General features: G+C 67.6%; 25 protein-coding genes and 1 tRNA gene. 15 read left to right on the forward strand and 11 right to left on the reverse strand.

Going from position 1 to position 20,814, the window contains the following annotated elements; genetic code table 11:
* The first annotated feature begins 5 nt into the window (after positions 1 to 5).
* A complete protein-coding gene (locus CFB47_RS04655) occupies positions 6 to 836 on the forward strand; it encodes an undecaprenyl-diphosphate phosphatase (RefSeq protein ID WP_039367732.1) in 831 nt (276 codons plus the stop codon).
* A gap of 116 nt (positions 837 to 952) precedes the next feature.
* Here CFB47_RS04655 and trmB read toward each other — a convergent pair whose 3' ends face one another.
* Both trmB and CFB47_RS04665 read right to left on the reverse strand, forming a co-directional pair.
* Positions 953 to 1,720 (reverse strand): tRNA (guanosine(46)-N7)-methyltransferase TrmB, encoded by a 768-nt coding sequence (trmB, locus tag CFB47_RS04660; protein ID WP_089460535.1) that lies wholly within the window; start codon positions 1,718 to 1,720, stop codon positions 953 to 955.
* Positions 1,721 to 1,852: 132 nt separating this feature from the next.
* A tRNA-Gly gene (locus tag CFB47_RS04665) sits at positions 1,853 to 1,927 on the reverse strand.
* Positions 1,928 to 2,154: 227 nt separating this feature from the next.
* On the opposite strand from CFB47_RS04665, the gene CFB47_RS04670 reads away from it, so the two are divergent.
* The 5 genes from CFB47_RS04670 (at position 2,155) to CFB47_RS04690 (ending at position 6,328) form a co-directional block, all read left to right on the forward strand.
* Positions 2,155 to 2,607: a DUF4279 domain-containing protein gene (locus tag CFB47_RS04670; RefSeq protein ID WP_089455742.1), complete on the forward strand. Its 453-nt coding sequence runs from the start codon at positions 2,155 to 2,157 to the stop codon at positions 2,605 to 2,607.
* Positions 2,608 to 2,635: 28 nt separating this feature from the next.
* A complete protein-coding gene (locus CFB47_RS04675) occupies positions 2,636 to 2,992 on the forward strand; it encodes a hypothetical protein (RefSeq protein WP_089455743.1) in 357 nt (118 codons plus the stop codon).
* A gap of 342 nt (positions 2,993 to 3,334) precedes the next feature.
* Positions 3,335 to 4,408, forward strand: a complete 1,074-nt coding sequence (locus CFB47_RS04680; protein ID WP_089460536.1) for an Imm72 family immunity protein — start codon at positions 3,335 to 3,337, stop codon at positions 4,406 to 4,408.
* Between the two features lie 137 nt (positions 4,409 to 4,545).
* Complete coding sequence (locus CFB47_RS04685) at positions 4,546 to 4,890, forward strand: cupin domain-containing protein (protein ID WP_006752094.1); 345 nt, start codon at positions 4,546 to 4,548, stop codon at positions 4,888 to 4,890.
* A 277-nt stretch (positions 4,891 to 5,167) separates the two neighbouring features.
* Positions 5,168 to 6,328, forward strand: a complete 1,161-nt coding sequence (locus CFB47_RS04690) for a mandelate racemase/muconate lactonizing enzyme family protein (RefSeq protein ID WP_089460537.1) — start codon at positions 5,168 to 5,170, stop codon at positions 6,326 to 6,328.
* On the opposite strand, the gene CFB47_RS04695 is transcribed toward CFB47_RS04690, so the two are convergent.
* The 3 genes from CFB47_RS04695 to CFB47_RS04705 form a co-directional block, all read right to left on the reverse strand.
* The gene (locus CFB47_RS04695; protein ID WP_089455746.1) at positions 6,314 to 6,958 is read right to left on the reverse strand and encodes a LysE/ArgO family amino acid transporter; all 645 of its coding nucleotides are present in this window, start codon (positions 6,956 to 6,958) and stop codon (positions 6,314 to 6,316) included. The genes CFB47_RS04690 and CFB47_RS04695 overlap by 15 nt on opposite strands.
* 124 nt (positions 6,959 to 7,082) lie before the next feature.
* On the reverse strand, positions 7,083 to 7,424 hold the full coding sequence (locus CFB47_RS04700) for a multidrug efflux SMR transporter (protein ID WP_089455747.1): 342 nt from the start codon (positions 7,422 to 7,424) through the stop codon (positions 7,083 to 7,085).
* Positions 7,425 to 7,558: 134 nt separating this feature from the next.
* The gene (locus tag CFB47_RS04705; RefSeq protein WP_089460538.1) at positions 7,559 to 8,488 is read right to left on the reverse strand and encodes a LysR substrate-binding domain-containing protein; all 930 of its coding nucleotides are present in this window, start codon (positions 8,486 to 8,488) and stop codon (positions 7,559 to 7,561) included.
* Positions 8,489 to 8,657: 169 nt separating this feature from the next.
* Here CFB47_RS04705 and CFB47_RS04710 point away from each other — a divergent pair, with 169 nt between their 5' ends.
* From CFB47_RS04710 to scpB, 3 genes are all read left to right on the forward strand, one after another.
* Positions 8,658 to 9,980, forward strand: a complete 1,323-nt coding sequence (locus CFB47_RS04710; protein WP_089455749.1) for an MFS transporter — start codon at positions 8,658 to 8,660, stop codon at positions 9,978 to 9,980.
* A 61-nt stretch (positions 9,981 to 10,041) separates the two neighbouring features.
* The gene (locus tag CFB47_RS04715) at positions 10,042 to 11,265 is read left to right on the forward strand and encodes a CaiB/BaiF CoA-transferase family protein (protein ID WP_089460539.1); all 1,224 of its coding nucleotides are present in this window, start codon (positions 10,042 to 10,044) and stop codon (positions 11,263 to 11,265) included.
* A complete protein-coding gene (scpB, locus tag CFB47_RS04720; RefSeq protein ID WP_089460540.1) occupies positions 11,262 to 12,071 on the forward strand; it encodes a methylmalonyl-CoA decarboxylase in 810 nt (269 codons plus the stop codon). Before CFB47_RS04715 ends, scpB begins: the two co-directional genes overlap by 4 nt.
* Before the next feature lie 119 nt (positions 12,072 to 12,190).
* On the opposite strand, the gene CFB47_RS04725 is transcribed toward scpB, so the two are convergent.
* From CFB47_RS04725 to CFB47_RS04735, 3 genes are all read right to left on the reverse strand, one after another.
* On the reverse strand, positions 12,191 to 12,730 hold the full coding sequence (locus CFB47_RS04725; protein ID WP_089455752.1) for a chromate transporter: 540 nt from the start codon (positions 12,728 to 12,730) through the stop codon (positions 12,191 to 12,193).
* Entirely contained in the window at positions 12,727 to 13,338 is a 612-nt protein-coding gene (locus CFB47_RS04730; protein WP_089460541.1) for a chromate transporter, read from the reverse strand. Before CFB47_RS04730 ends, CFB47_RS04725 begins: the two co-directional genes overlap by 4 nt.
* Before the next feature lie 401 nt (positions 13,339 to 13,739).
* A complete protein-coding gene (locus CFB47_RS04735) occupies positions 13,740 to 14,495 on the reverse strand; it encodes a DeoR/GlpR family DNA-binding transcription regulator (RefSeq protein ID WP_089460542.1) in 756 nt (251 codons plus the stop codon).
* An 81-nt stretch (positions 14,496 to 14,576) separates the two neighbouring features.
* On the opposite strand from CFB47_RS04735, the gene CFB47_RS04740 reads away from it, so the two are divergent.
* From CFB47_RS04740 to CFB47_RS04760, 5 genes are all read left to right on the forward strand, one after another.
* On the forward strand, positions 14,577 to 15,176 hold the full coding sequence (locus CFB47_RS04740; protein WP_089460543.1) for an NUDIX domain-containing protein: 600 nt from the start codon (positions 14,577 to 14,579) through the stop codon (positions 15,174 to 15,176).
* The gene (locus tag CFB47_RS04745; RefSeq protein ID WP_089460544.1) at positions 15,173 to 15,553 is read left to right on the forward strand and encodes a DUF4406 domain-containing protein; all 381 of its coding nucleotides are present in this window, start codon (positions 15,173 to 15,175) and stop codon (positions 15,551 to 15,553) included. The genes CFB47_RS04740 and CFB47_RS04745 overlap by 4 nt, the downstream gene beginning before the upstream one ends.
* A gap of 183 nt (positions 15,554 to 15,736) precedes the next feature.
* Positions 15,737 to 16,609, forward strand: coding sequence for a Sir2 family NAD-dependent protein deacetylase (locus tag CFB47_RS04750; protein WP_089460545.1), 873 nt, complete (start codon positions 15,737 to 15,739; stop codon positions 16,607 to 16,609).
* A 202-nt stretch (positions 16,610 to 16,811) separates the two neighbouring features.
* Positions 16,812 to 17,198, forward strand: a complete 387-nt coding sequence (gene crcB, locus CFB47_RS04755) for a fluoride efflux transporter CrcB (protein ID WP_089460546.1) — start codon at positions 16,812 to 16,814, stop codon at positions 17,196 to 17,198.
* A 23-nt stretch (positions 17,199 to 17,221) separates the two neighbouring features.
* The gene (locus tag CFB47_RS04760; protein WP_089461353.1) at positions 17,222 to 17,572 is read left to right on the forward strand and encodes a DUF190 domain-containing protein; all 351 of its coding nucleotides are present in this window, start codon (positions 17,222 to 17,224) and stop codon (positions 17,570 to 17,572) included.
* A 22-nt stretch (positions 17,573 to 17,594) separates the two neighbouring features.
* On the opposite strand, the gene CFB47_RS04765 is transcribed toward CFB47_RS04760, so the two are convergent.
* Positions 17,595 to 18,158 (reverse strand): YggT family protein, encoded by a 564-nt coding sequence (locus CFB47_RS04765; RefSeq protein WP_006488584.1) that lies wholly within the window; start codon positions 18,156 to 18,158, stop codon positions 17,595 to 17,597.
* 71 nt (positions 18,159 to 18,229) lie between these two features.
* Complete coding sequence (locus CFB47_RS04770; RefSeq protein ID WP_089460547.1) at positions 18,230 to 19,159, reverse strand: Rossmann-like and DUF2520 domain-containing protein; 930 nt, start codon at positions 19,157 to 19,159, stop codon at positions 18,230 to 18,232.
* A gap of 515 nt (positions 19,160 to 19,674) precedes the next feature.
* On the opposite strand from CFB47_RS04770, the gene CFB47_RS04780 reads away from it, so the two are divergent.
* Positions 19,675 to 19,977, forward strand: a complete 303-nt coding sequence (locus CFB47_RS04780) for a hypothetical protein (RefSeq protein ID WP_089439427.1) — start codon at positions 19,675 to 19,677, stop codon at positions 19,975 to 19,977.
* 125 nt (positions 19,978 to 20,102) lie between these two features.
* Here the strand turns inward: CFB47_RS04780 and CFB47_RS04785 are convergent, their stop codons facing one another.
* On the reverse strand, positions 20,103 to 20,771 hold the full coding sequence (locus CFB47_RS04785; RefSeq protein ID WP_089460549.1) for a LysE family translocator: 669 nt from the start codon (positions 20,769 to 20,771) through the stop codon (positions 20,103 to 20,105).
* Positions 20,772 to 20,814 lie beyond the last annotated feature (43 nt).

Raw genomic sequence — 20,814 nt, forward strand, 5'->3', positions numbered from 1 at the left:
CACGGATGGACTGGATCCTGATCTGCAAGGCTTTGATCCTCGGCGTCGTCGAGGGGCTGACGGAATTCCTGCCGGTGTCGAGCACCGGTCACCTGATCGTCGCGGGCAGCTTCCTGAATTTCAACGATTCACACGCGAAGACGTTCGACGTCGTGATCCAGTTCGGCGCGATCCTCGCGGTGTGCTGGGAATACCGGCAACGGATCGCGTCCATCGTGTCCGGGCTGCCGAGCCGGCCCGACGCGCGGCGCTTCACGCTGAACGTCGTGATCGCGACGATTCCCGCCATTGCGCTCGGCCTCCTGTTCGAGAAGAAGATCAAGGCCGTGCTGTTCTCGCCGGTCCCCGTTGCGTTCGCGCTCGTCGTGGGCGGCGCGATCATCCTGTGGGCCGAGGCGCGGCAGCGCGAACGCAGCGAGCCGCCGCGCGTGGTGTCGGTCGATGCGCTGACGCCGCTCGACGCGCTCAAGGTCGGCATCGCGCAGTGTTTTGCGCTGATCCCCGGCATGTCGCGCTCGGGCTCGACGATCATCGGCGGGATGCTGTTCGGCCTCGACCGGCGCGTCGCCACCGAATTCTCGTTCTTCCTCGCGATCCCGATCATCTTCGGCGCGACGCTCTATGAAACCGTCAAGGACTGGCAGGCGTTCACCGTCGATTCGCTCGGCCTGTTCGTGCTGGGCGCCGTCGCAGCATTCGTCAGCGCGTTCGTGTGCGTGCGCTGGCTGCTGCGCTATGTCGCGTCGCACGACTTCACCGTGTTCGCGTGGTACCGGATCGCGTTCGGGCTGTTCGTGCTGCTGGTCGGGTACAGCGGCTGGCTGAACTGGGCGTGACGCGAACACGAAGGCCGGCGCGTCTCGCATGAAAAGAAAAAGCCCGATCGGCATAGGCCGGTCGGGCTTTTTCTTGTCCGGAGCGGGGCGCCGTGCGCCCGACTCAGCGGGAGGGCTCAGCCTGCGCGCTTGCGGAACACCAGGTCCCACACGCCGTGGCCGAGCCGCAGCCCGCGCCGTTCGAACTTCGTCACCGGGCGGTAGTCGGGGCGGGGCGCGTAGTCGGCGGCCGTGTTTTCGAGCGTCGGCTCCGCGCCGAGCACCTCGAGCATCTGTTCCGCGTAGTTCTGCCAGTCGGTCGCGCAGTGAATGTACGCGCCGGGCTTCAGGCGCGACGCGAGATGCGCGACGAGCGGCGGCTGGATCAGCCGGCGCTTGTGGTGGCGCGCCTTGTGCCACGGATCGGGGAAGAAGATGTGCACGCCGTCGAGGCTTTCCGGCGCGAGCATGTGCTCGAGCACTTCGACCGCGTCGTGCTGGATGATGCGGATGTTCGCCAGATCCTGCTCGCCGATCAGCTTCAGCAGCGCGCCGACGCCCGGCTCGTGCACCTCGACGCCGAGGAAATCGTCGCCGGGGCGGCTCGCGGCGATTTCCGCAGTCGATGCGCCCATGCCGAAGCCGATCTCGAGGATGCGCGGTGCGCTGCGGCCGAACACGACGTCCCAGTCGGGCAACGCCGGCGCATACGGCACCACGAAGCGCGGGCCGAGCTCGTCCATCGCGCGGCGCTGGCCGGTCGATACGCGGCCGGCACGCGTCACGAAGCTGCGGATACGGCGGTGGTGCAGCGGATTGACTGCGTCGGCGCCTTCGGCGGCTTCGTCAGGAATGGCGTCGTCGTGCGGCGGCAGGCCGGCTTCGTTCGGATCGTCGTGCATCATCGGTGACAGAGAAAGGCTCGGTTGCGGGCGAGGGCCCGTTGCGCAGCAGTGCGCCGGGGGAACCGGCACATGGTACAAAAAAGCCGCCTTCGACGAGGCGGCTCATGCGCAGGCTGCGATGCAGCCGGAAAGTGGAGCGGGCGATGGGAATCGAACCCACGTCATCAGCTTGGGAAGCTGAGGTAATGGCCATTATACGACGCCCGCAGAACGCGCAATTCTACAGGGGTTCGGGTGGGGATGGCAAGGGGGAGGTTTTAGGGCGGTGGCGCTGGCTTGGGTGAGCGGGGTGCGAGGCCGGGAAACTCCCGGCTTCAGCAGGGTTGGCGCGGTCGGTGACAATTGCGTTCCGATCGCTTCAATCGGCCGGTGCCCAAGCGGCCAAGACGAACAGGGCTTGCGGCGGGATAGCCGGAATAAATCGGGAGGTGTGCATGGCCCGCCTGAGAAAGACAATGGCATCGCTCCGGATCATAGGTGACGATCTCGTGCCGAGCGAAATCACGCGACTGCTCGGTTGCGCTCCAACTGATGCGCATGCGAAGGGAGAAGCGCTCGTTAGCAGGAAGACCGGACAACGCCGCATTGCCAGATTCGGGAAGTGGTCGCTGAGGGCGGCGTCACGTGAACCGGGAAATCTTGATGCCCAGATTGCAGAGCTGGTCACCGCAATGACCGACGACCTCAACGTGTGGCTGGCAATCACGACTCGCTACAAGGCCGATATATTTTGCGGCCTCTTCATGGGCCGATGGAACGATGGCGATTCGATTTCGGCTGCATCTCTGCTCGCATTAGGATCGAGGGGCATTAGTCTCGATCTCGACATGTATGGACCTGTCGAAGACGAGTCTTCCGATATGGCTCCGGAGACGTCTCATGCGTAATGAATGACCGTTCGCACGAAGGAGCGACATGAATCCGAGGCGTGTTCATTCGCTGGTTCTCAAGCACTATCCGCAGATCGATCTCGTCAAGTGCGAATGGATACACCTCTTTCGGCATGGCGTCGTCGATCGAGACTTGCTGCGAAAAATGCTCTCCACGATCGGGGCCGATGATTTCGTCATCCACGTCCACCCGAAGGTCGGCGATTTCTTGCCGATGGAGCCAGCGCTCGATTTCATAGCCGAGAACGTCGGGAACGGCTATATCCGGATCGCGGGTCGTGCCTTCACCGGATTTGTCTTCATCGTAAACAACGGTGTCGCGGCAACCTGGCCGCGATGCCTGACGCGTAGCCAGATCGATCTGCCTGAGAACCGAAAATGAACCGCCCACTGTCAGCTTTCGAGATGTCGCTTGCTCGCTGGATGCTGGTGCATGGCGAACCGGAGGCGCAAGCGTTTCTTGAGCAACTCGCGGAAGCCGAGGTCATGCCATGGCGCTGTCCATGTGGTTGCGCGAGCAGCTTTCATCGACTGCATCCTGCTACTTCTCGAAGACATTCCGGGAGTCAAGGCAGGTAACGTGGAGGAGAGGCTTATCGAATTGGCGTAGGCGATTTACATTGGCCTCCCGCTCGAATCCAGCGACTTCCACTCCCGCGCCGCCGCTCGATCAAGCAGCGGTAGCCGACGCAGACAAACAATCGATGGAAAAACAGAACCCACGATGCTGAATACCCTCACCATGACCTCCGAGCAGGAGCTGGATGCGCGCGCCAAAGCGTTTTACCTGCTCAAGAAATGGACAAGCGTTACGTTCCTGGATCATGCCGTTGATCTGTTCAGGGATTTTCTTCACGCGTATGCCAGGCAATTGGACACACCGAGCCCCAACCAGGCGGAATTGGAGGCTGCGTATGCCTGCGATTTCCTGAATGCGTTGGTGAGGATGGGGCAAGGCGTGGAGACTTTGCGGCAAGGTGCCGACAAGCGATCGGCTTACGATGCGCTCATCACCGGTAGCGAGAAGGGCGGCGAGCTTTTGTTCGGGCGGAGTGCGCACGAGATCGGTCGAACCTACGACCCGTTTTTCCACGCGCTTGGCGTGAGGGATGCGAGATATTCGGATTTCGAATATGCAACGGGGTATGCGGAAGGGGCATGGATTGAAGAGTTGAGCTGTCTGGCGCTCAAGTGTACGGTCGGATTCGGTTATACCGGGATGCTTGCATACGGAACACGCGAGGATGGCGGAACCCGCGTTTTCGAGCACTGGACCTATGAATCCATGTTCGAAAATGCGCCCCTTCCGGCTTGGCGGTATTGGCCGCCCGGTCGCAGCTACCCCGCAACGCTTCCGCCCTGTCCCCCGAAGAACGAATCGGCAAGCGGCGAGATTTACAGCGATCAGGAGATTCCGGTCGAGGGTATCTGGGAGCCATGGTTGCCGTCCGGCAAGGTGGGCTGTCCGAGCTACTTCCTCGGAGGCAGTGTTGCCCACAAGTACCTGCTGGAAGGGTCCAACAACGAAGAGGTGGTGCGCTGGCGGCTGTTGTGGGAAGACAAGCGTTACCGGGACGGCAGCATTCCGGCGGAGGAGGAAACTTACCTCCCCAAGCCCGTCGCACAACCGAGGCTACGGGTGCTGCCCGGCGAGCCTTGCCCGCGCACCGGTTACTGGCAAAGCCCGGCGGTGAAGGATTCGGTTCATGTCGAGGCCGGAGCGCCCATGCCGGGGCCGCAGCGCACAGCGTGGGGGATGGTCATTTGGCATTATGCCGATCCTCAACCGGACAATTGAATAACTGCCGAAGCGGCGCACCCGCTCGCAGGCCGGTGTCGAAAATAGACGAGTCCGCGTCGGACGCATACAAGTCCCCACGGCGCTTTCGAACTAACGTGACAGGCCTCTTACACGATCGTTAGTCTGGAGCCGACATGTCCGATTTCATCACCGTTCTGCGCGAAACCTGCCCGACCCCCGTCCTCGATGCGACCAAGTGGAAGCGCATCGGCGGCGATCCGCACACCGTGAACCTGAACGCCTATCTCTCGAAGGACGGCAGCAAGATCATGGGTACCTGGATCTGCACGCCGGGCAAGTTCGAGGTGAACTACGAAAAATGGGAGTACTGCCACTTTCTCGACGGCTACTGCATCATCACGCCGGAAGGCGAGGAGGCGGTGCACCTGAAGGCCGGCGACGTGTTCGTGATCGAACCCGGCATGAAAGGCACGTGGGAAGTGGTGGAAACGGTGCGCAAGTACTTCGTCTTTGCCTGAGCGGGCCGGTCGATTCGATCGACGCATCCCGTCGTCGCCCGAACCCTTCCCGGTTCCCGGAGCCGGGCAAGCAAGCGGATGATGCCGGCTCAATGGAACGCGTTCCGGATCGGAATGCCGCGCTCACGCAGCGGCTGCAGCACGATCGTCCGCCACGGTAACGCTCGCCTGCAGCGTGCTGCGACAGCGCCTATGATGCAGCGGTCCGCCCATCGTTCCGGCCGCATCGCGTGCCTCATGCGCCAGCGCGTCGGCTGCCACCTTCGGAACCCCGATCATGCGCATCACCGCGATCCACGAACGAGCGATTCCCGTGTCCCGCTATGCCGATCCGGCGATCCCGTCCGGGAGCCTGACGACGAGCGTTGTCGCGGTCACCACCGACGTCGTGCGCGATGGCCGCCCGGTGACAGGCTACGGCTACGCGTCGATCGGCCGTTTCGCGCAGGGCGGCCTGATTCGCGAACGATTCGCACCGCGCCTGCTGGCCGCCGCCGACTCACTCGCCGACGAAGCCGGCACGAACCTCGACCCGTTCCGTGCATGGCGCGCGATGATGGCCGGCGAGAAGCCCGGTGGGCACGGAGAACGATGCGTTGCAGTCGGCACGCTCGACATGGCGATCTGGGATGCCGCCGCGAAGATCGCTGACCTGCCGCTCCATCGCTTTCTCGCCGATCGACTTGAGCGCACGGCGGCACCGCGCGTGCGTGTGTACGCGGGCGGCGGCTACCGCTATCCGCATGACGATCTCGCGCGTCTGTCGGACGAAATACGCCGTATCGCCGATCTCGGCTACACGCACGCGAAGATCAAGATCGGCGGCGCGGATCTCGATCAGGACCGCAGGCGCATCGAAGCGGCCGCAAGGCAATTGGCGGACAGTTCGCACCTCGCGGTCGACGCGATGAACACGTACGACGCGACGACCGTCGACTCGGCCGCCGCGATGCTCGCACCGTTCGATCTCTGGTGGTTCGAGGACATCTGCGATCCGCTCGACCTGCCGCTCCAGGCGGACATCGCCACGCGCTATGCACCGCCGATCGCGGCCGGCGAGGCGCTGTTCTCGCTCGCGGAAGCGAAGCTGCTCGACCGCTACGGCGGCCTGCGCCCCGAGCGCGACGTGCTCGTATTCGATCCGGTGCATGGCTACGGGCTGCCGGGCTATCTGCAGATCGTCGAACACTTCGCATCGCGGGGCTGGCGGCGCGATGCGTTCTGGCCGCACGGCGGCCACCTGTTTTCGCTGCACGTCGTCGCGGCGCTCGGGCTCGGCGGTGCGGAAGTCAGCCCGTTCGCGTTCCATCCGTTCAGCGGACTGGCCGATGGCGCAAGCGTCGACGCCGGATACGCACGCGTGCCGCAAGCGCCGGGCATCGGCTTCGAGCTGCATGCCGGCGCGCACGACGTGTTTCGCACGTTATCGGGCCGCTGACGCCCGCAGCGCATCGATCGCGAAACGCACCGCGAAGCCCAGCATCATCACCGCGACGAAGCAATCGAGCATGCGCCATGCGAGCGTGCGGGCGAACCACGCGCGGCATGCGCGGGCGCCATACGCAAGCATCAGGAACCACGCGAGCGAAGCCGTCATCGCGCCGATCGCAAACGGCGCGCGAGCCGCGGGCGTGTGGCTCACGATCACGGTGCCGAGCAGCAGTACGGTGTCGATCCATGCATACGGATTGAGCAGCGAGACGGCGGCGGTCGCGAGCACCGTGCGCGAGCGCGTGGGTTCGCGGCCCGTGCGTGGACCGTCGACGTGCTCCGGCTGTCGTCGCCGGATCGCCGAGCGCAGCGCGAGCAGGCCATAGCCGGCGAGATACGCGATGCCGGCCCACAGCGCGGCCGACACCACGCCAGGATGTCGCAACAGCAACGACGACAACCCGTGCGCGCCGAGCGCGATCAGCAGCGCGTCGCTGCCTGCACAGACGAGGGCGATGGAAAGCAGATGGGGGCTCGAGATCGAGCGCTTGATGACGAAAGCGTCCTTGGGGCCGACGGACGTGAACAGTCCGGCGCCAAGCAGCAGGCCTTCGAGGAAGGCAGAGGTGTCGAGCACGAGCGGGCCGACAACCTCTTAAGCTGAACCGGTGATGGTTACGATGCGAGCAACGTTAAGGGGCGCCGGGGGAGGTTGTCAATGCCCCCGGCGCCCGTGTGCCGTCAACCGGCGGCGGTCACGATCAGTGCGTAGCCGCTTCCCCGAGATTGAGCGCGACCAGCGCACAGACGGTCAGCGCGATGCCGGCGAGCTTCAGCGACGACACCGATTCATTGAAGCAGACGATACCGATCACGGCCGTGGCCGCGGTGCTGGCGGCGGCCCAGCTCGCATAGGCCAGCCCCAGTTCGAGGCGCTTCGTCGCGAGCGCCATCAGCCAGACCGCGCATGCGTAACAGACGACGGTGAGTGCGGAGGGGAGCGGGCGGGAAAATCCGGCGGAGTATTTCAGTCCGACGGAGCCGAGCACTTCGGCGAAAACACTGGCGCCCAGCAGAAGCCAGGCAGACTGGAGCGGGGACACGAACGGCCTCCTTCCCCCGACGCTTATACCGAGCGGCGAGGAGAAGTGAGGGTGTCAGCGGTACCCAGGATGGACTGAGTTTAGTACGCGCGCCTTGGCAGCACAAGGAAGGCACAAGACACGCGGCGCCCCGGTCACGCACCGTCGGCCTGCCCGGTTGCCCACTCCGGCCGCTGCCCGAGCGCATCGAACAGCCGGACGATCTCCGCTTTCACCTTCTGCACCGCGTTGCTGACGAGCGCCGTATCGTGCCAGCACAGCGACAGGTCGCGCGCGAACAGTCGGTGCGCGACCGTCGACAGCTTGAGCTTGCGCTCCTCGATCTCCACGTGCGCGGCCGTCCACGGCAGGATCGTCACGCCGAGCTGCGCCATCACGGCCGCGAACAGCAGCCCGGTCGAGCTTGCCTCGAAGCTGATCTCGTATGACAGCCCGGCCTCGCGCATCGCCCAGTCGACGCGGTTGCGGATCGTGTTCGGCGCGCTCGGCAGCACGAGCGGCATCCGCGCGATCGCGTCGAGCGGCACGGGATCGTCCGGCACCGGGAACCCGGGCCACGTGATCAGGTACAGCGTTTCCGTCAGCAGCCGGTGGACCGCGATGCCGCGCGTGTCGACCGCGTCGACGACGATCGCGAGATCGAGCCGCGTGCGTTCGAGCAGCGTGTCGAGATCGGCGCTCGGCGCCTCGATCAGCTCCAGCATGATGCCGGGAAAGCGGTCGCGCACCGCGCGGGCGAGCGGAATGGCCAGCACGCGCGCGGTGCTCGACGGCATGCCGACCGTCACGCGGCCCTGCGGCGTGTCGGCATCGCGGCGCAGCAGCTCGCGCGTGCCGTCGGCCTGGCGCAGCAGCTCGAGCGCGTGCTGGTACAGCGTGCGGCCGGCGGCGGTCGGCGCGACGCCGCGCACGCTGCGCTCGAGCAGCTGCATCCCCAGATCCCGTTCGAGATTGCGCATTTGCTGGCTGACCGCCGGCTGCGCGACATGCAGCGCCTCGCTCGCATGCGTGACGTTGCCGCATTCGACGACCTTCACGAAATAGCGCAACTGCCTCAAGTCCATCGTCGCCCCTCCCGATTCGAGCCATAAGCGAATCCGATCGAGCAAGATGAATATCATATTTTTCCCCGATCGATGGTGTTTCTATACTCGTCTCACAAAAGAGCCAGCCTCCCGGCCATCCCGGACCGGACGCGGCAAAAGCGCCGGCCCCGCCGGCAAGGAGACGAAGATGTTCAAGGCGATCGACGCGCCGGCGGCCGGCGCGAAGCCGCGGCGCACGCCGCTCACGCGCGAGCAGGTCAAGGGTTTCTGGGCCGTGTATGCGGGCTGGGTGCTCGACGGCGTGGATTCGGTGATCTACGCGCTGGTGCTGATTCCGGCGCTGACCGAGCTGCTGCCGGCATCCGGCATTGCGGCGACGCCCGCGAATCTCGGGATGTACGGCTCGATCCTGTTCGCGCTGTTCCTGATCGGCTGGGGGCTGTCGTTCGTCTGGGGGCCGCTCGCCGACCGCTTCGGCCGTGTGCGCACGCTCGCCGCAAGCATCCTGATCTACTCGGTGTTCACCGGCGCGGCCGCGTTCGTGCACGACGTGTGGGCGCTGGCCGCGTGCCGGCTGATCGCCGGGATCGGCGTCGGCGGCGAGTGGGCGCTCGCGGGCACCTACGTTGCCGAGAGCTGGCCGGAAGACCGCCGCAAGATGGGCGCAGGCTATCTGCAGACGGGCTACTACTTCGGCTTCTTCATCGCGGCGTGCCTGAATTACACGATCGGTGCGACCTACGGCTGGCGCGCGATGTTCCTGTGCGGCCTCGCGCCCGCGCTGCTCGCGGTGTTCACCGTGATGCGCGTGAAGGAGCCCGGCCAGTGGCGCCGGCATGACGCACGCGACGGCGACGTGGCCGACGCACGACGCGCCCATCCGCTGCGCGAGATCTTCGCGCCGGCCTTCCTGCGCCGCACGGTGACGAGCGCGAGCCTCGTCGGCGTCGCGATCGTCGGGCTGTGGGCCGGCTCCGTGTACGAGGCGAGCGCGGTCAGCACGCTGGCGGCGCGTGCGGGTATCGACCACATCGGCGCGATGCGGCTTGCATCGATCGGCGCGGCGATCCTGTCGTGCGCGACGATCGCCGGCTGCCTGGTGGCGCCCTGGCTGTCCGAGCGGCTCGGCCGGCGCACCGCGCTCGGCGTGTATTTCGCGGGCATGGCCGCATCGATCGTGTTCGCGTTCGGCTGGGCGTTCTACCAGCCGAACGGCCTCGCGGCGTTCATGGTGTCGCTGGTGTTCCTCGGTTTCTTCGGCGGTAATTTCGCGATTTTCTCGCTGTGGCTGCCCGAGCAGTACCCGACGCGCGTACGGGCCACCGCGTTCGCGTTCAACGCGTCGGTCGGCCGCTTCATCGGCGCGGGCGTGAATTTCCTGCTCGGCGCCGCGATACACGGCTACGGCTCGCTCGGCGTGCCGGTTGCATGGACCGCGGCCGTGTTCGGGCTCGGCATCCTGATCCTGCCGTTCGCGGTCGAAACGCGTCACCAGACGCTGCCCGAATGAGCGGCGCGCCGCGAACGCTCGGCATCTAGCCACACCCCCTCATCAATATCAGGAGTCCAGAATGCAGGCATTACAAGGAATCAGGGTCGTCGATCTGAGCCGCGCGCTGTCGGGGCCGTTCTGCTCGATGGTGCTCGCCGATCTCGGCGCCGACGTGATCAAGGTCGAGTCGGGGCCGCACGGCGACATGAGCCGCGCATGGGGGCCGTTCGATCGCGGCGTGAGCACGTACTACCTGTCCTGCAACCGCAACAAGCGCGGCATCTGCGTGGATTTCCGGCAGCCGGCCGGCCTCGACGTCGTGCGTCGGTTGATCGCGCAGGCCGACGTCGTGATCGAGAATTTCAAGGCGGGCACGATGGACGCGATGGGGCTCGGCTATGCCGCGTTGAGTGCGCGCGATCCGCGGCTCGTGATGGGCAGCGTCACCGCGTTCGGCCCGCGCGGCCCGTTGCGTGACTGGCCGGGCTTCGACCAGATCGCGCAGGGCTATGCGGGGCTGATGAGCCTCACCGGTTTTCCCGACGGCGAGCCGACCCGCACGGGCACCGCGATCGGCGATCTCAGCTCGGGGATGTGGGTCGCGACCGGCGTGATGGCCGCGCTCTACGAGCGTGAGCGCACCGGGCGCGGGCAGCATGTCGGCACGTCGCTGCTCGAGAGCCTCGTGTCGCTGCTGAGCGTGCACGGGCAACGCTACCTGAGCCTCGGCGACGTGCCGCGCCGCACCGGCAACGCGCATGCGGTGATCGCGCCGTATGGCGTGTTCGAGACGGCCGACGGGCCGCTCAACCTCGCGCCGATCACGACCGACATGTGGCTGCGGCTGTGCCAGCTGCTGGACCTACCCGAGCTGCCGAGCGATCCGCGCTTCGCGACCAACGATGCGCGCGTCGCGCACCGCGACGCACTGAAAGCGTTGCTCGAAAGCCGGCTGCGCACGCGCGGCAAGCGTGAATGGACGCAGCGTTTCGTCGACGCCGGGCTGCCGGCCGGGCCGATCAACACGCTCGACGAAGTGTTCGACGATCCGCAGCTCGCCCATTGCGGGCTGGTCGAGCCGGTCGCGCATCCGACGCTCGGCACGCTGCGCCAGGTCGTCACGCCGCTCGGCGGGATGGGCGACGAGGCGCCGGCGCCGCGCACGCGCCATGCGCCGCCGCTGCTCGGCGAGCATACGGTCGACGTGCTGCGCGAAGCGGGCTACGGCGACGACGCTATCGACGCGCTGCTGGCCGAGCGCGCGATCTTCCAGGCGGAAGCGCTGGCGGAGGCCGTGCAATGAGCGACATGACGAAACGCAAAGGGGCGTCGAACGTGACGGTCGACAGGGTCGGCGAGCGGATCGCGCGCGTGCGGTTCGCGAATCCGGCGCGACGGCATGCGCTCGACGCACCGTTGCTCGATGCGCTCGTCGCGCGCCTCGACGCGCTGGCCGAACATCGTCCGCCGCCGGTCGTGATCCTGTCGAACGATGGCAGCGGCGACGTGTGGAGCGCGGGGCATGACCTGCGCGAACTGGCCGACGATCGCGACCCGCTCGCCTACGGCAAGCCGCTCGAACGGGCGCTGCGGCGCGTGCGGACCTATCCGGGCGCGGTGATCGCGGCGGTGTCGGGTTCGGCGTGGGGCGGGGCGGTCGATCTCGTGATGAGCTGCGACCTGGTGGTCGCGGCGCGCGACGCGCGTTTCGCGATGACGCCCGCGAACATCGGCCTGCCGTATTCGACGAGCGGCCTGCTGCGCTTCTACGACAACCTGCCGATCCACGTGCTGAAGGAGATGTTCTTCTGCGCGCAGCCGCTCGATGCGGAGCGCGCCGCGCATCACGGGCTCGTGAACCGGCTGGCCGACGCGGGCGGCGTCGACGATGCGGCGCTCGACATCGCGCGCACGATCGCCGCGAAGGCGCCGCTCGCGGTGTACGCGGTGAAGGAGCAATTGCGTGTGCTGCAGGACGCGCGGCCGTTGCCGGCCGATGCGTTCGAACGGATTGCCGAGCTTCGCCGGCAAGCGTGCGAAGGCGCGGATTTCGACGAAGGGCTGCGTGCGTTTTCGGAACGCCGCGCGCCGGTGTTTCGTGGCGTCTAGGCGATGGGGTGTGCGAGCGGGGCGCGCAAGCGGTGAAAAGCGTGCGGACGTGCTCGTGTCGTTGTGCCGGTAGCGGTTGCGTCGTGCGCGGCCGCCGTCGCGTGCCGCGTCACCGTGCATCACATGCCGAGCGCGTGCACGCCGACGAGCAACAGCGCGCCGATCGCGATCAGCAGCAGCGCGTGAATGCGCGTGTAAATCACGCACAGCGTCGACGCAACCGCGATCGCGCGCGCGGCCCAGCCGCCGTCGAGCGCCTGCAGCAGCACCCACACCGACGCGAGGATCATGCCGGCCGCGACCGGGCGCAGGCCGGCCTCGAGCGCGATCTGCCAGCGCGCGCCCTGGTGCCGTCGCCACAGATGCGCGACGCCGTAGATCAGGAACGCGGTCGGTCCGAACAGCGCGAGCGTCGCGACCACCGCACCCCAGAAGCCGGCCACCTGCCAGCCGATCAATGTCGCCAGCAGCGAGCCGGGGCCGGGCGCCATCCGCGCGATCGCGAAGTCGTTCACGAATTGCGTGGCGGTCATCCAGTGATGCACATCGACCACCTGCCGCTGGATGTCGGCGATGATCGCCTGTCCGCCGCCGATCGTCGCGATCGACAGCGGTGCGAACACGCCGAACAGCGCGGCGTAGCGTTGCGATGCGGTCATCGCGTGTCGCTCCCGGCTGGTGTTGCAGCCGCGCGCCGGTATTCGAGCGCGACGCTCAGCGTGCCGCCGACCAGCACGGTCCACACGAGCGGCCAGTGCAGCACGGCGACCGACACGAACGTGAGCGCCATCACCGCAAACGGCAGCGCGCGGCGCGGCAGCCGGCGCACCGCCGTGATCGCCATCGAGATCGACAGCCCGATCGCCGCGGCTGCCGCGCCGGCGAGCGCGACATGCGTGAGCGGAAAGCGCGTGAGGGTCGAGAACACTATGCCGAACAGCACGATCAGCACGGCGGGCGGCGCGATGATGCCGGTGAAGCCGGCCACCGCGCCGCGCCATCCGGCGAGCCGGTAGCCGATCCAGATCGCGAGGTTCTTCACGTTGACGCCCGGCAGCGCCTGCGACAGCGCAAGACCGTTGAGGAACGCCTCCTCGTCGAGCCAGCGCCGCTCGTAGACGAAGTCGCGCATCATCCGCCCGCTGAGCCCGCCACCGAAGCTGGTCAGGCCGATCTGCGAGAACGCGATGAACAGCGCGAAGACGCCGGGCGGCGATGCGTCGCCTGCCGGCGGTGCAGTTGAGGTGGCGGAGGAGGGCGGGGGCATCGGGCGGGCGGCGCGTGGCGGTTGGGCGGTCGCCCATGTTAGCAAGCGGACCCTGTCAGCACGCTGACATGGGCTCGGTGGTGACACGATCCGCGCTTGAGGCCGAGTCGACGGGTGTGTTCCGGCACGATCGATGTACCCGCGCATCCGATGCGCTCCGGCGTCCCGGCACAGCCACATATCCACCACATTCGCGCATCCGGGACATCCGGCACATCCGATGCATTCCTTCAGCACACCCGGCACCGCCGTACATCCGCACCCCGTCGCCGCTACGCGCGTACGATCGTCACCCCTGCCGCCTTGATCTGCTTCGTCAACCTGGCGTCGGTTTCCTTTTCTACCGCCACGGTATGCGTCAGCGTGATCCGGAACTCCGTCGCGGGTGCAACCCGTCGCCGCTACGCGCGCACGACCGTCACCCCCGCCGCCTCGATCGGCTTCGTCAGCGCAGCGTCGGTTTCCTTCTCGACCACGACGGTATGCGCCAGCGTGAGCTCGCCGATCACGAATTGCGACGCCGCGCGCAGCTTCGACTGCGACGCGAGCACGACCGTCTCGGCCGCGCGTTCGGCGAGCGCGCGCTTGATCGCCGCTTCCTCGAAATCGCCGGTGCTGAGCCCCGCGACCGGATGCACGCCCGTGACACCCATGAAGTACAGGTCCGCGTGGATGCGCGCGATGCCCTCCATCGCCGCCGCGCCGACAGCCACGATCGAATGCTTGTAGAGCCGCCCGCCGATCAGGATCACGTCGATCGACGGATGCGCGGCGAGCGCCACCGCGACACTCGGGCTGTGCGTGACGATCGTCGCGCGCAGGTCGGCCGGCAACTGGCTGACGAGCAGCGCCGAGGTGGTGCCGCCGTCGACGATCGCCACCTGGCCGGGCGCGATCATCTCCGCGGCCCGCCGCGCGATGCGCCGCTTTTCCGCCGTCTCGAGCGCCTCGCGCTGCGCGAACGGCGCAACGGCGGGCGATGCCGGCAGCGCACCGCCATGCACGCGCTGCAGCAGGCCGTCGGCCGCAAGCTCGCGCAGGTCGCGGCGGACGGTATCTTCGGACACGCCGAATTGCGCGCTCAGTTCGACCGCCAGCACCTGGCCGTCGCGCGCGAGTGCGTCGAGGATCGCTTTCTTGCGTTGAGTCGTCAGCATCGTGGTTGCACGAATTTTCTTGGAATTGCACGAATATGCACGTTACCATGGGCGCCGTCTTTTGTCGAACCGGAGGCCGGGATGGCTGCAACGCGGGACCGTGTCCGCATCGTCGATACGACGGTGCTGTCCGATGACTGGTATGTGCTGAAGAAGGTGACGTTCGATTTCCTGCGCCGCGACGGAACGTGGCAGCGCCTGAGCCGCGAGACCTACGATCGCGGCCATGGCGCGACCATCCTGCTGCGCAATGCCGGGACGGGCGACGTGCTGCTGACGCGGCAGTTCCGGATGCCGGCGTTCGTCAGCGGGCATGACGGCATGATGCTCGAGGCCGCCGCCGGCCTGCTCGACGACGCGACGCCCGAAGCACGCATCCGCGCGGAGGCCGAGGAGGAAACCGGCTACCGCGTGCGCGGCGTGCGCAAGGTGTTCGAGGCGTTCATGAGCCCCGGCTCGGTGACGGAGAAGCTGCATTTCTTCGTCGGCGAATACGATGCGTCGCTGCGCACCGGCGACGGCGGCGGCGTCGCGGAAGAGGGCGAGGATCTCGAGGTCGTCGAGATGCCGCTGCAGGCGGCGCTCGACGCGATCGAGCGCGGCGAGATCGTCGATGCGAAGACGATCATGCTGCTCCAGTACGTCGCGCTGCGGGAAACCGCCGGCGCGCGCACGGCATGACGCCGCTGCTCGTGCTGGTCGCCGGCCCCTATCGCAGCGGCACGGACGGCGACCCCACGCGCATCGCCGCGAACCTGCACCACCTGGAGGCGGCGGCGCTTGCCGTGTATCGCCGCGGACACGTGCCGATGATCGGCGAATGGGTGTCGCTGCCGCTCGCCGTTGCGGCCGGGTCGCGACAGGTCGGCGACGCGATCAGCGAGACGTTCCTGTATCCGGCCGCGCACCGGCTGCTGCGCCGCTGCGATGCGGTGCTGCGCATCGACGGCGCGTCGCGCGGGGCGGACATGGACGTCGGTCTCGCACGGCAGCTCGGCAAGGCGGTCTATTTCGCGGCCGACGACATTCCGGCCGCGCAGGACGATTCGGATCGCTGAACAGGCGGGGAGGCGGCCAGCCGGAGCGCCGCCCGCCGCCCTCAGCGCTGGCCGGCTGACTGTATCCGTCGCGGCGGGGCGAGCAGCAGGTCAAGCCGTTCATTGCGCATGCCGCGCCGCACGCGAACCGGCGTATGATCGCGACGCCACCCGCGCACCGTCCGACGCCACCGCCACTCCACCATGCCGTTCTCCGATTCCGCTGACGCCACCGCTGCTGCCGCCGCCGCGCAACTGCCCGCCGATCTCGTCGCTGCCGCCGTCGCCGCGCTCGCGCGTGCCGACGCCTTGCTCGTGACGGCCGGCGCCGGCATCGGCGTCGATTCCGGGCTGCCCGATTTTCGCGGCACGGACGGCTTCTGGCGTGCGTATCCGGCGCTGCGCCACGAGCGTTTCGAATTCCACGAGATCGCCTCGCCGCACGCATTCCGCGCACGCGCGCCGCTCGCGTGGGGCTTCTACGGGCACCGTCTCGCGCTTTACCGCGCGACGGAGCCGCATGCGGGCTTCGCAATCCTGCGTCGCTGGATCGACGCGATGCCGAACGGCGGCTTCGTGCTGACGAGCAACGTCGACGGCCAGTTCCAGAAAGCCGGCTTCGATCCGGCGCGGATCGTCGAGATCCACGGTTCGATTCACGCGATGCAGTGCCTGCGCCCCTGTTCGGCCGACACGTGGGAAGCGGCGCCGTTCGTGCCGGACGTCGACGAAGCCACCTGCCGCCTCGTCGGTGACATGCCGCGCTGTCCGCACTGCGGTGGCCTTGCGCGGCCGAACATCCTGATGTTCGGCGACACCGGCTGGCTCGGGGCGCGCTACGACGCGCAGGAGCGTGCGCTGGAAGACTGGCTCGCGCAGGCCGGGCGCGTCGCGGTGGTCGAGATCGGCGCGGGCACCGCGATCCCGACCGTCCGCCTGCTGAGCGAACGTCTCGGCGCCGACGTGATCCGCATCAACGCACGCGAAGCGCATGCGCGCCGTGCGGACGTGATCGGCCTGAAGGGCGGTGCGCTGGCGACGCTGAGCGCGCTCGACGCAGCCTGGCAGCGCGCGTGAGCCTGCGGGTGGACTAACGGCCCGAACGCCCCGGACGGGCCGGCATCCCGCAGGCGATCGCCGTTGCAGGTGCGCGGCGAATCCGCATACAGTTCAGCGTGTGCCGCCCGCGCCCGCGCCATCTGCGTCCGGGAACGGGCCTCGCCCCCCGGCAACCGGGGGCCAGCGGCTGACGCCAGCCGCATCCTCGACCGGAGCGCCCTTGTTCTATTCGATCGTCGCGATCTTCGTCGGCGCCGGGCTCGGCGCGTTGCTGCGCTGGTTCCTGAGTCTCGTGCTCAACGAATTCTTTCCCGCCGTGCCGCTCGGCACGCTCGCCGCGAACCTGATCGGCGGCTACGTGATCGGCATCGCCGCCGTGGTGTTCACGACCCGCATGGGGTTGCCGCCCGAGTGGCGGCTATTCGTGATCACGGGCTTTCTCGGCGGCCTCACGACGTTCTCGACCTATTCGGTCGAAGTGATGACGCATGCGGTGCAGGGCGAATTCGGATGGGCGTTGGCGGTGGCTGCCCTACACTTGACTGGATCGTTCGCGCTGACGGCGCTCGGCATGTGGACCGCGCGCGCGTGGCTCGCGGCGGCCTGAGCGTGCCGCCATCGGAGGGTGCGATGGACAAGGTCTTCCTGCGCTTCTACGTGCACGAGAAACATCGGCTGCACTGGAAGCCGCTGTGGGAATGGCTGCTGGAGGAAGCGAACCGGATGGGCGTCGCGGGCGGTTCCGCGTTTCGCGCGATGGCCGGGTTCGGCCAGCATCGCGTGCTGCACGAGGACCGCTTCTTCGAACTGCAGGGGTCGCTCGCGATCGAGATCGAATTCATCGTCACCGAGGACGAGGCGCAGCGCTTGCTCGAGCGGCTGTCGCACGAGAAGGTGCGTGTGTGCTACGCGATGATGCCGGCGCGCTTCGGCGTGATCGACACGCTCGGCGAACCGCCGGCGCAGGGGCCGGCGGCGTAGGGGGGCGACGCTAGCGTTCGCGTCAGATGCCGAACATCGTCAGCGACACGGCGGCGCGCGTGACGATCATCAGCAGCACCTGCACGATCACGAACAGCAGGATCGGCGACAGGTCGATGCCACCGAGGTTCGGAATGACGCGGCGCAGCGGGTTCAGGAACGGCGCGGTGAGCTGGTAAAGGATCGGCATCGCCGGCGAGCGCGGGTTGAGCCACGACAGCAGCGCCATCAGGATCGTCATCCAGATCACGAGATTGAGCGCCCACTTCACGACGGTGAGCAGCGCGACCACGACGAGCGTCGCGATCACCGCCGCCGGATCGAAGCCGGCCATCACCACCATCAGCACGACGTAGACGAGCGCGGTGAGCAGTGCGGCGACGACGCTGGCCCAGTCGATGCCGCGCACGCCCGCGATGACGCGGCGCAGTGGCAGCACGAGCCAGTTGGTCGCCTGCAGCACGGCCTGCGTGACGGGGTTGTACGGTGGCACGCGGACGGCCTGCATCCAGACGCGCAGGATCAGCGCGGCGCCGAACAGCGTGAAGACGGTATTGAGCAGAAAACGGGCGATCTCGCCGAACATCGTTGGCATCCTTTTTAGTCAGTAGCGTGCGGCCGCCAACGCCGGATGGCGGCGCATCGGCCGACACATTATCACGCCTCGTCTTGCGACGGGGAGGGGGGTGCGGCGGTGCGCGCGAGCGACGTTTCGACGGCTTCGGCGAGCGCCGGCAGCGATGCCGGCGGCGTGGCGCGCTGCGCCGCGAGCGCGATCGCGCGGCGGGTCAGCAGCGCGTACAGCGTCGCGTGATCGCCGCCGCGTGTTTCAAGCAGGGCCAACTGGCGTTCGACGATGCCTGTGTCGCCGCGCGATACCGGGCCGGAGAGCGCGTTCGCGAGCCCCTTGTCGCGCGCGGTTTCGATCGTGCCGGCCAGCATCGGCAGCAGTGCGCGCAGCGCGGCGTCTTCGTCGAAACCGAGGCCCCGCCACAGCTCGACGGCTTCCGCGAGCCCGCACAGCGCGAAGCTCGCCGCGTAGTGCGCGGCCGCGTGATAGAGCATCCGGCCGCCGGCCGGAATCGACAGCGGATGGCAGCGGAGTGCGGCAGCAAGTCGCAGCAGCGTCGCGTGCAACGCGCCGTCGGCTTCGATCGTGACCGAGCAGCCGTCGATGCGGGCGAGGTCGGCGTCGGTGCCGCCGAACAGGTAGAGCGGATGGAAGCCGCCGGTGGCCGCGCCTTGCCGCTTCGCCGGATCGAGCAGGGCGACCGCCGACGCGCCGCTGCAGTGAACGACGGCCTGCTGCGCGGCGCGCGATGCGTCGAAGCGCAGCGCCGCGGCGGCCGACGCGAGATGGTCGTCGGGTACCGTCAGGAAGATCAGGTCGGCGATGTCGGCGACTTGCTGCGGCGAGTCGACTGCAAGGCAGCCGTCGATGCGCGCGGCGAGCGCCGCGGCCGACGCTGGCGTGCGGCTCGCGATCGCGACGACCGGAAAGCCGGCCTGCGCGAAGCGCTGCGCGACGCAGCGCGCGAGACGGCCGGCGCCGATGAAGCCGAGGCGGGGTGTGTCGGGAGCGGACATGGCGGCGGGTGTAAGCGAAAACGAAGCAGCCGCCAGTATCGCAGGAATGACAGCCGGGCCGCGAAAGGGCAGTTTCTGTGCGGGCACGTGGCTGGCGTAACGGCATGCGCGCAATATCGGCAAGTATTTCACCGCCCGGCACACCGTGGATTCAAGATCGCGGACCCTGACCCCGAAACATATCGCCCCCGTATCCGGCTTGAAATGTCGGCATCTTGTCTCAAATTTGTAATCGTTCATTACGGTTGCGTGCCTGCTGCGCGCGCCGTATCCGGTAAGACTGACCGGTCATGAGGTGGCGACCCGACTCGTCGGACGGAGTTGCGCGACCGGCAAGGGTCGCCGCAGGCGCTGCGAGCCGCGCCGCGCGGCGGCTTCGCCCGCATGCAATTGCAATTTGCAACAAATGCACGACACGCGAGGGGCGGGTTTTCGCTACATTGCTTCCATGCGACGTGCACGCCCGCCGTTGCCGACAGGGGCGCATAAATTACCGCTCCAGCAGGAGAATCGAAGTGAAAAAGCTCATTCCGTTCATCGCCGCCGCCGCGCTGGGCCTGGGTGCCGCAAGCGTTGCGCAGGCTCACGTGTCGATCGGGGTCGGCATCGGTATCCCGGTCGCGCCCGCGTATCCCGTCTATGCACCGCCGCCGCCCGTGTACTACGCGCCGCCGCCTCCGCCCGTCTATTACGCTCCGGCGCCGGCCTACTACGCGCCGCCGCCCGCCGTGGTCGTCGGCGGCTACTATGGCCGACCGTACTGGCACCATGGCTACTATGGTGGCGGCTGGGGCCATCACGGCTACTGGCGTCGCTGATTCGTGCCGCGCGGCCTTGGCCGCGCGTGGCAAAACGGCGCAACGTCCCGCAAGGGGCGCTGCGCCGTTTTTTCTGGGGAGCCGCCGTTTGACCGTGGTGAGTGGCCCGTGCGGGCCGACTCCGATTACACCGCGTGCACGATCAGGTCGCGGTAGCCGCCGACGATCACGCTGTACGAGAAATACGCGAACAGCAGCGCCGACGCGACATGGCACGCGCGCATCAGCCCGGCGCCCGCGCGCTTGCGGCCCTGGCTCGCGAGCGTACACATGAAGAGTGTCCACGCGAGGCCGCCGAGGAAAAAGCCCGACAGGAACACCGACGCGGTGGCCGGCGTGGTCGCGCCGGCTTTCGCGATCAGCGCGCCGCCGACCGCCGCGAACCACAGGATCGCGCTCGGCGACGACATCGCGAGCAGCATCCCGCGCAGGAAACTGCGCCGTGCGCTGGCGCGCGGCGGCGGCGCGTCCTCGGCATCGTTGCCGGTCACCTTGGCCGGGGCGAGCGCTTCGCGCGCCATCTTCCACGTGAGGAACAGCAGCACGGCGCCGCCGCCGATCCACACGATCCAGCGCACCGGCTCGAACTGCAGCAGCACGGCCATCCCGCCAAGCGCGAGCGCCGCATAGACGAGATCGCCGACGCACGAGCCGATGCCGAGCCAGAAGCCCGGCCGGAAGCCGTGCGACAGCGTCAGCGACAGCATCGCGACATTGACGAGGCCGATGTCGAGGCACAGCGACAGCGACAGAAAGAAGCCGTCGGACAGCATGGAGGCGGGCGGAAAGGTCATCTTCGTTGTTCTTGTAGCGGCGACAGTCCACGGGCCGGCAGGC

Source organism: Burkholderia sp. AU27893 (assembly GCF_002223205.1).
In the GTDB taxonomy this organism is placed as follows: domain Bacteria; phylum Pseudomonadota; class Gammaproteobacteria; order Burkholderiales; family Burkholderiaceae; genus Burkholderia.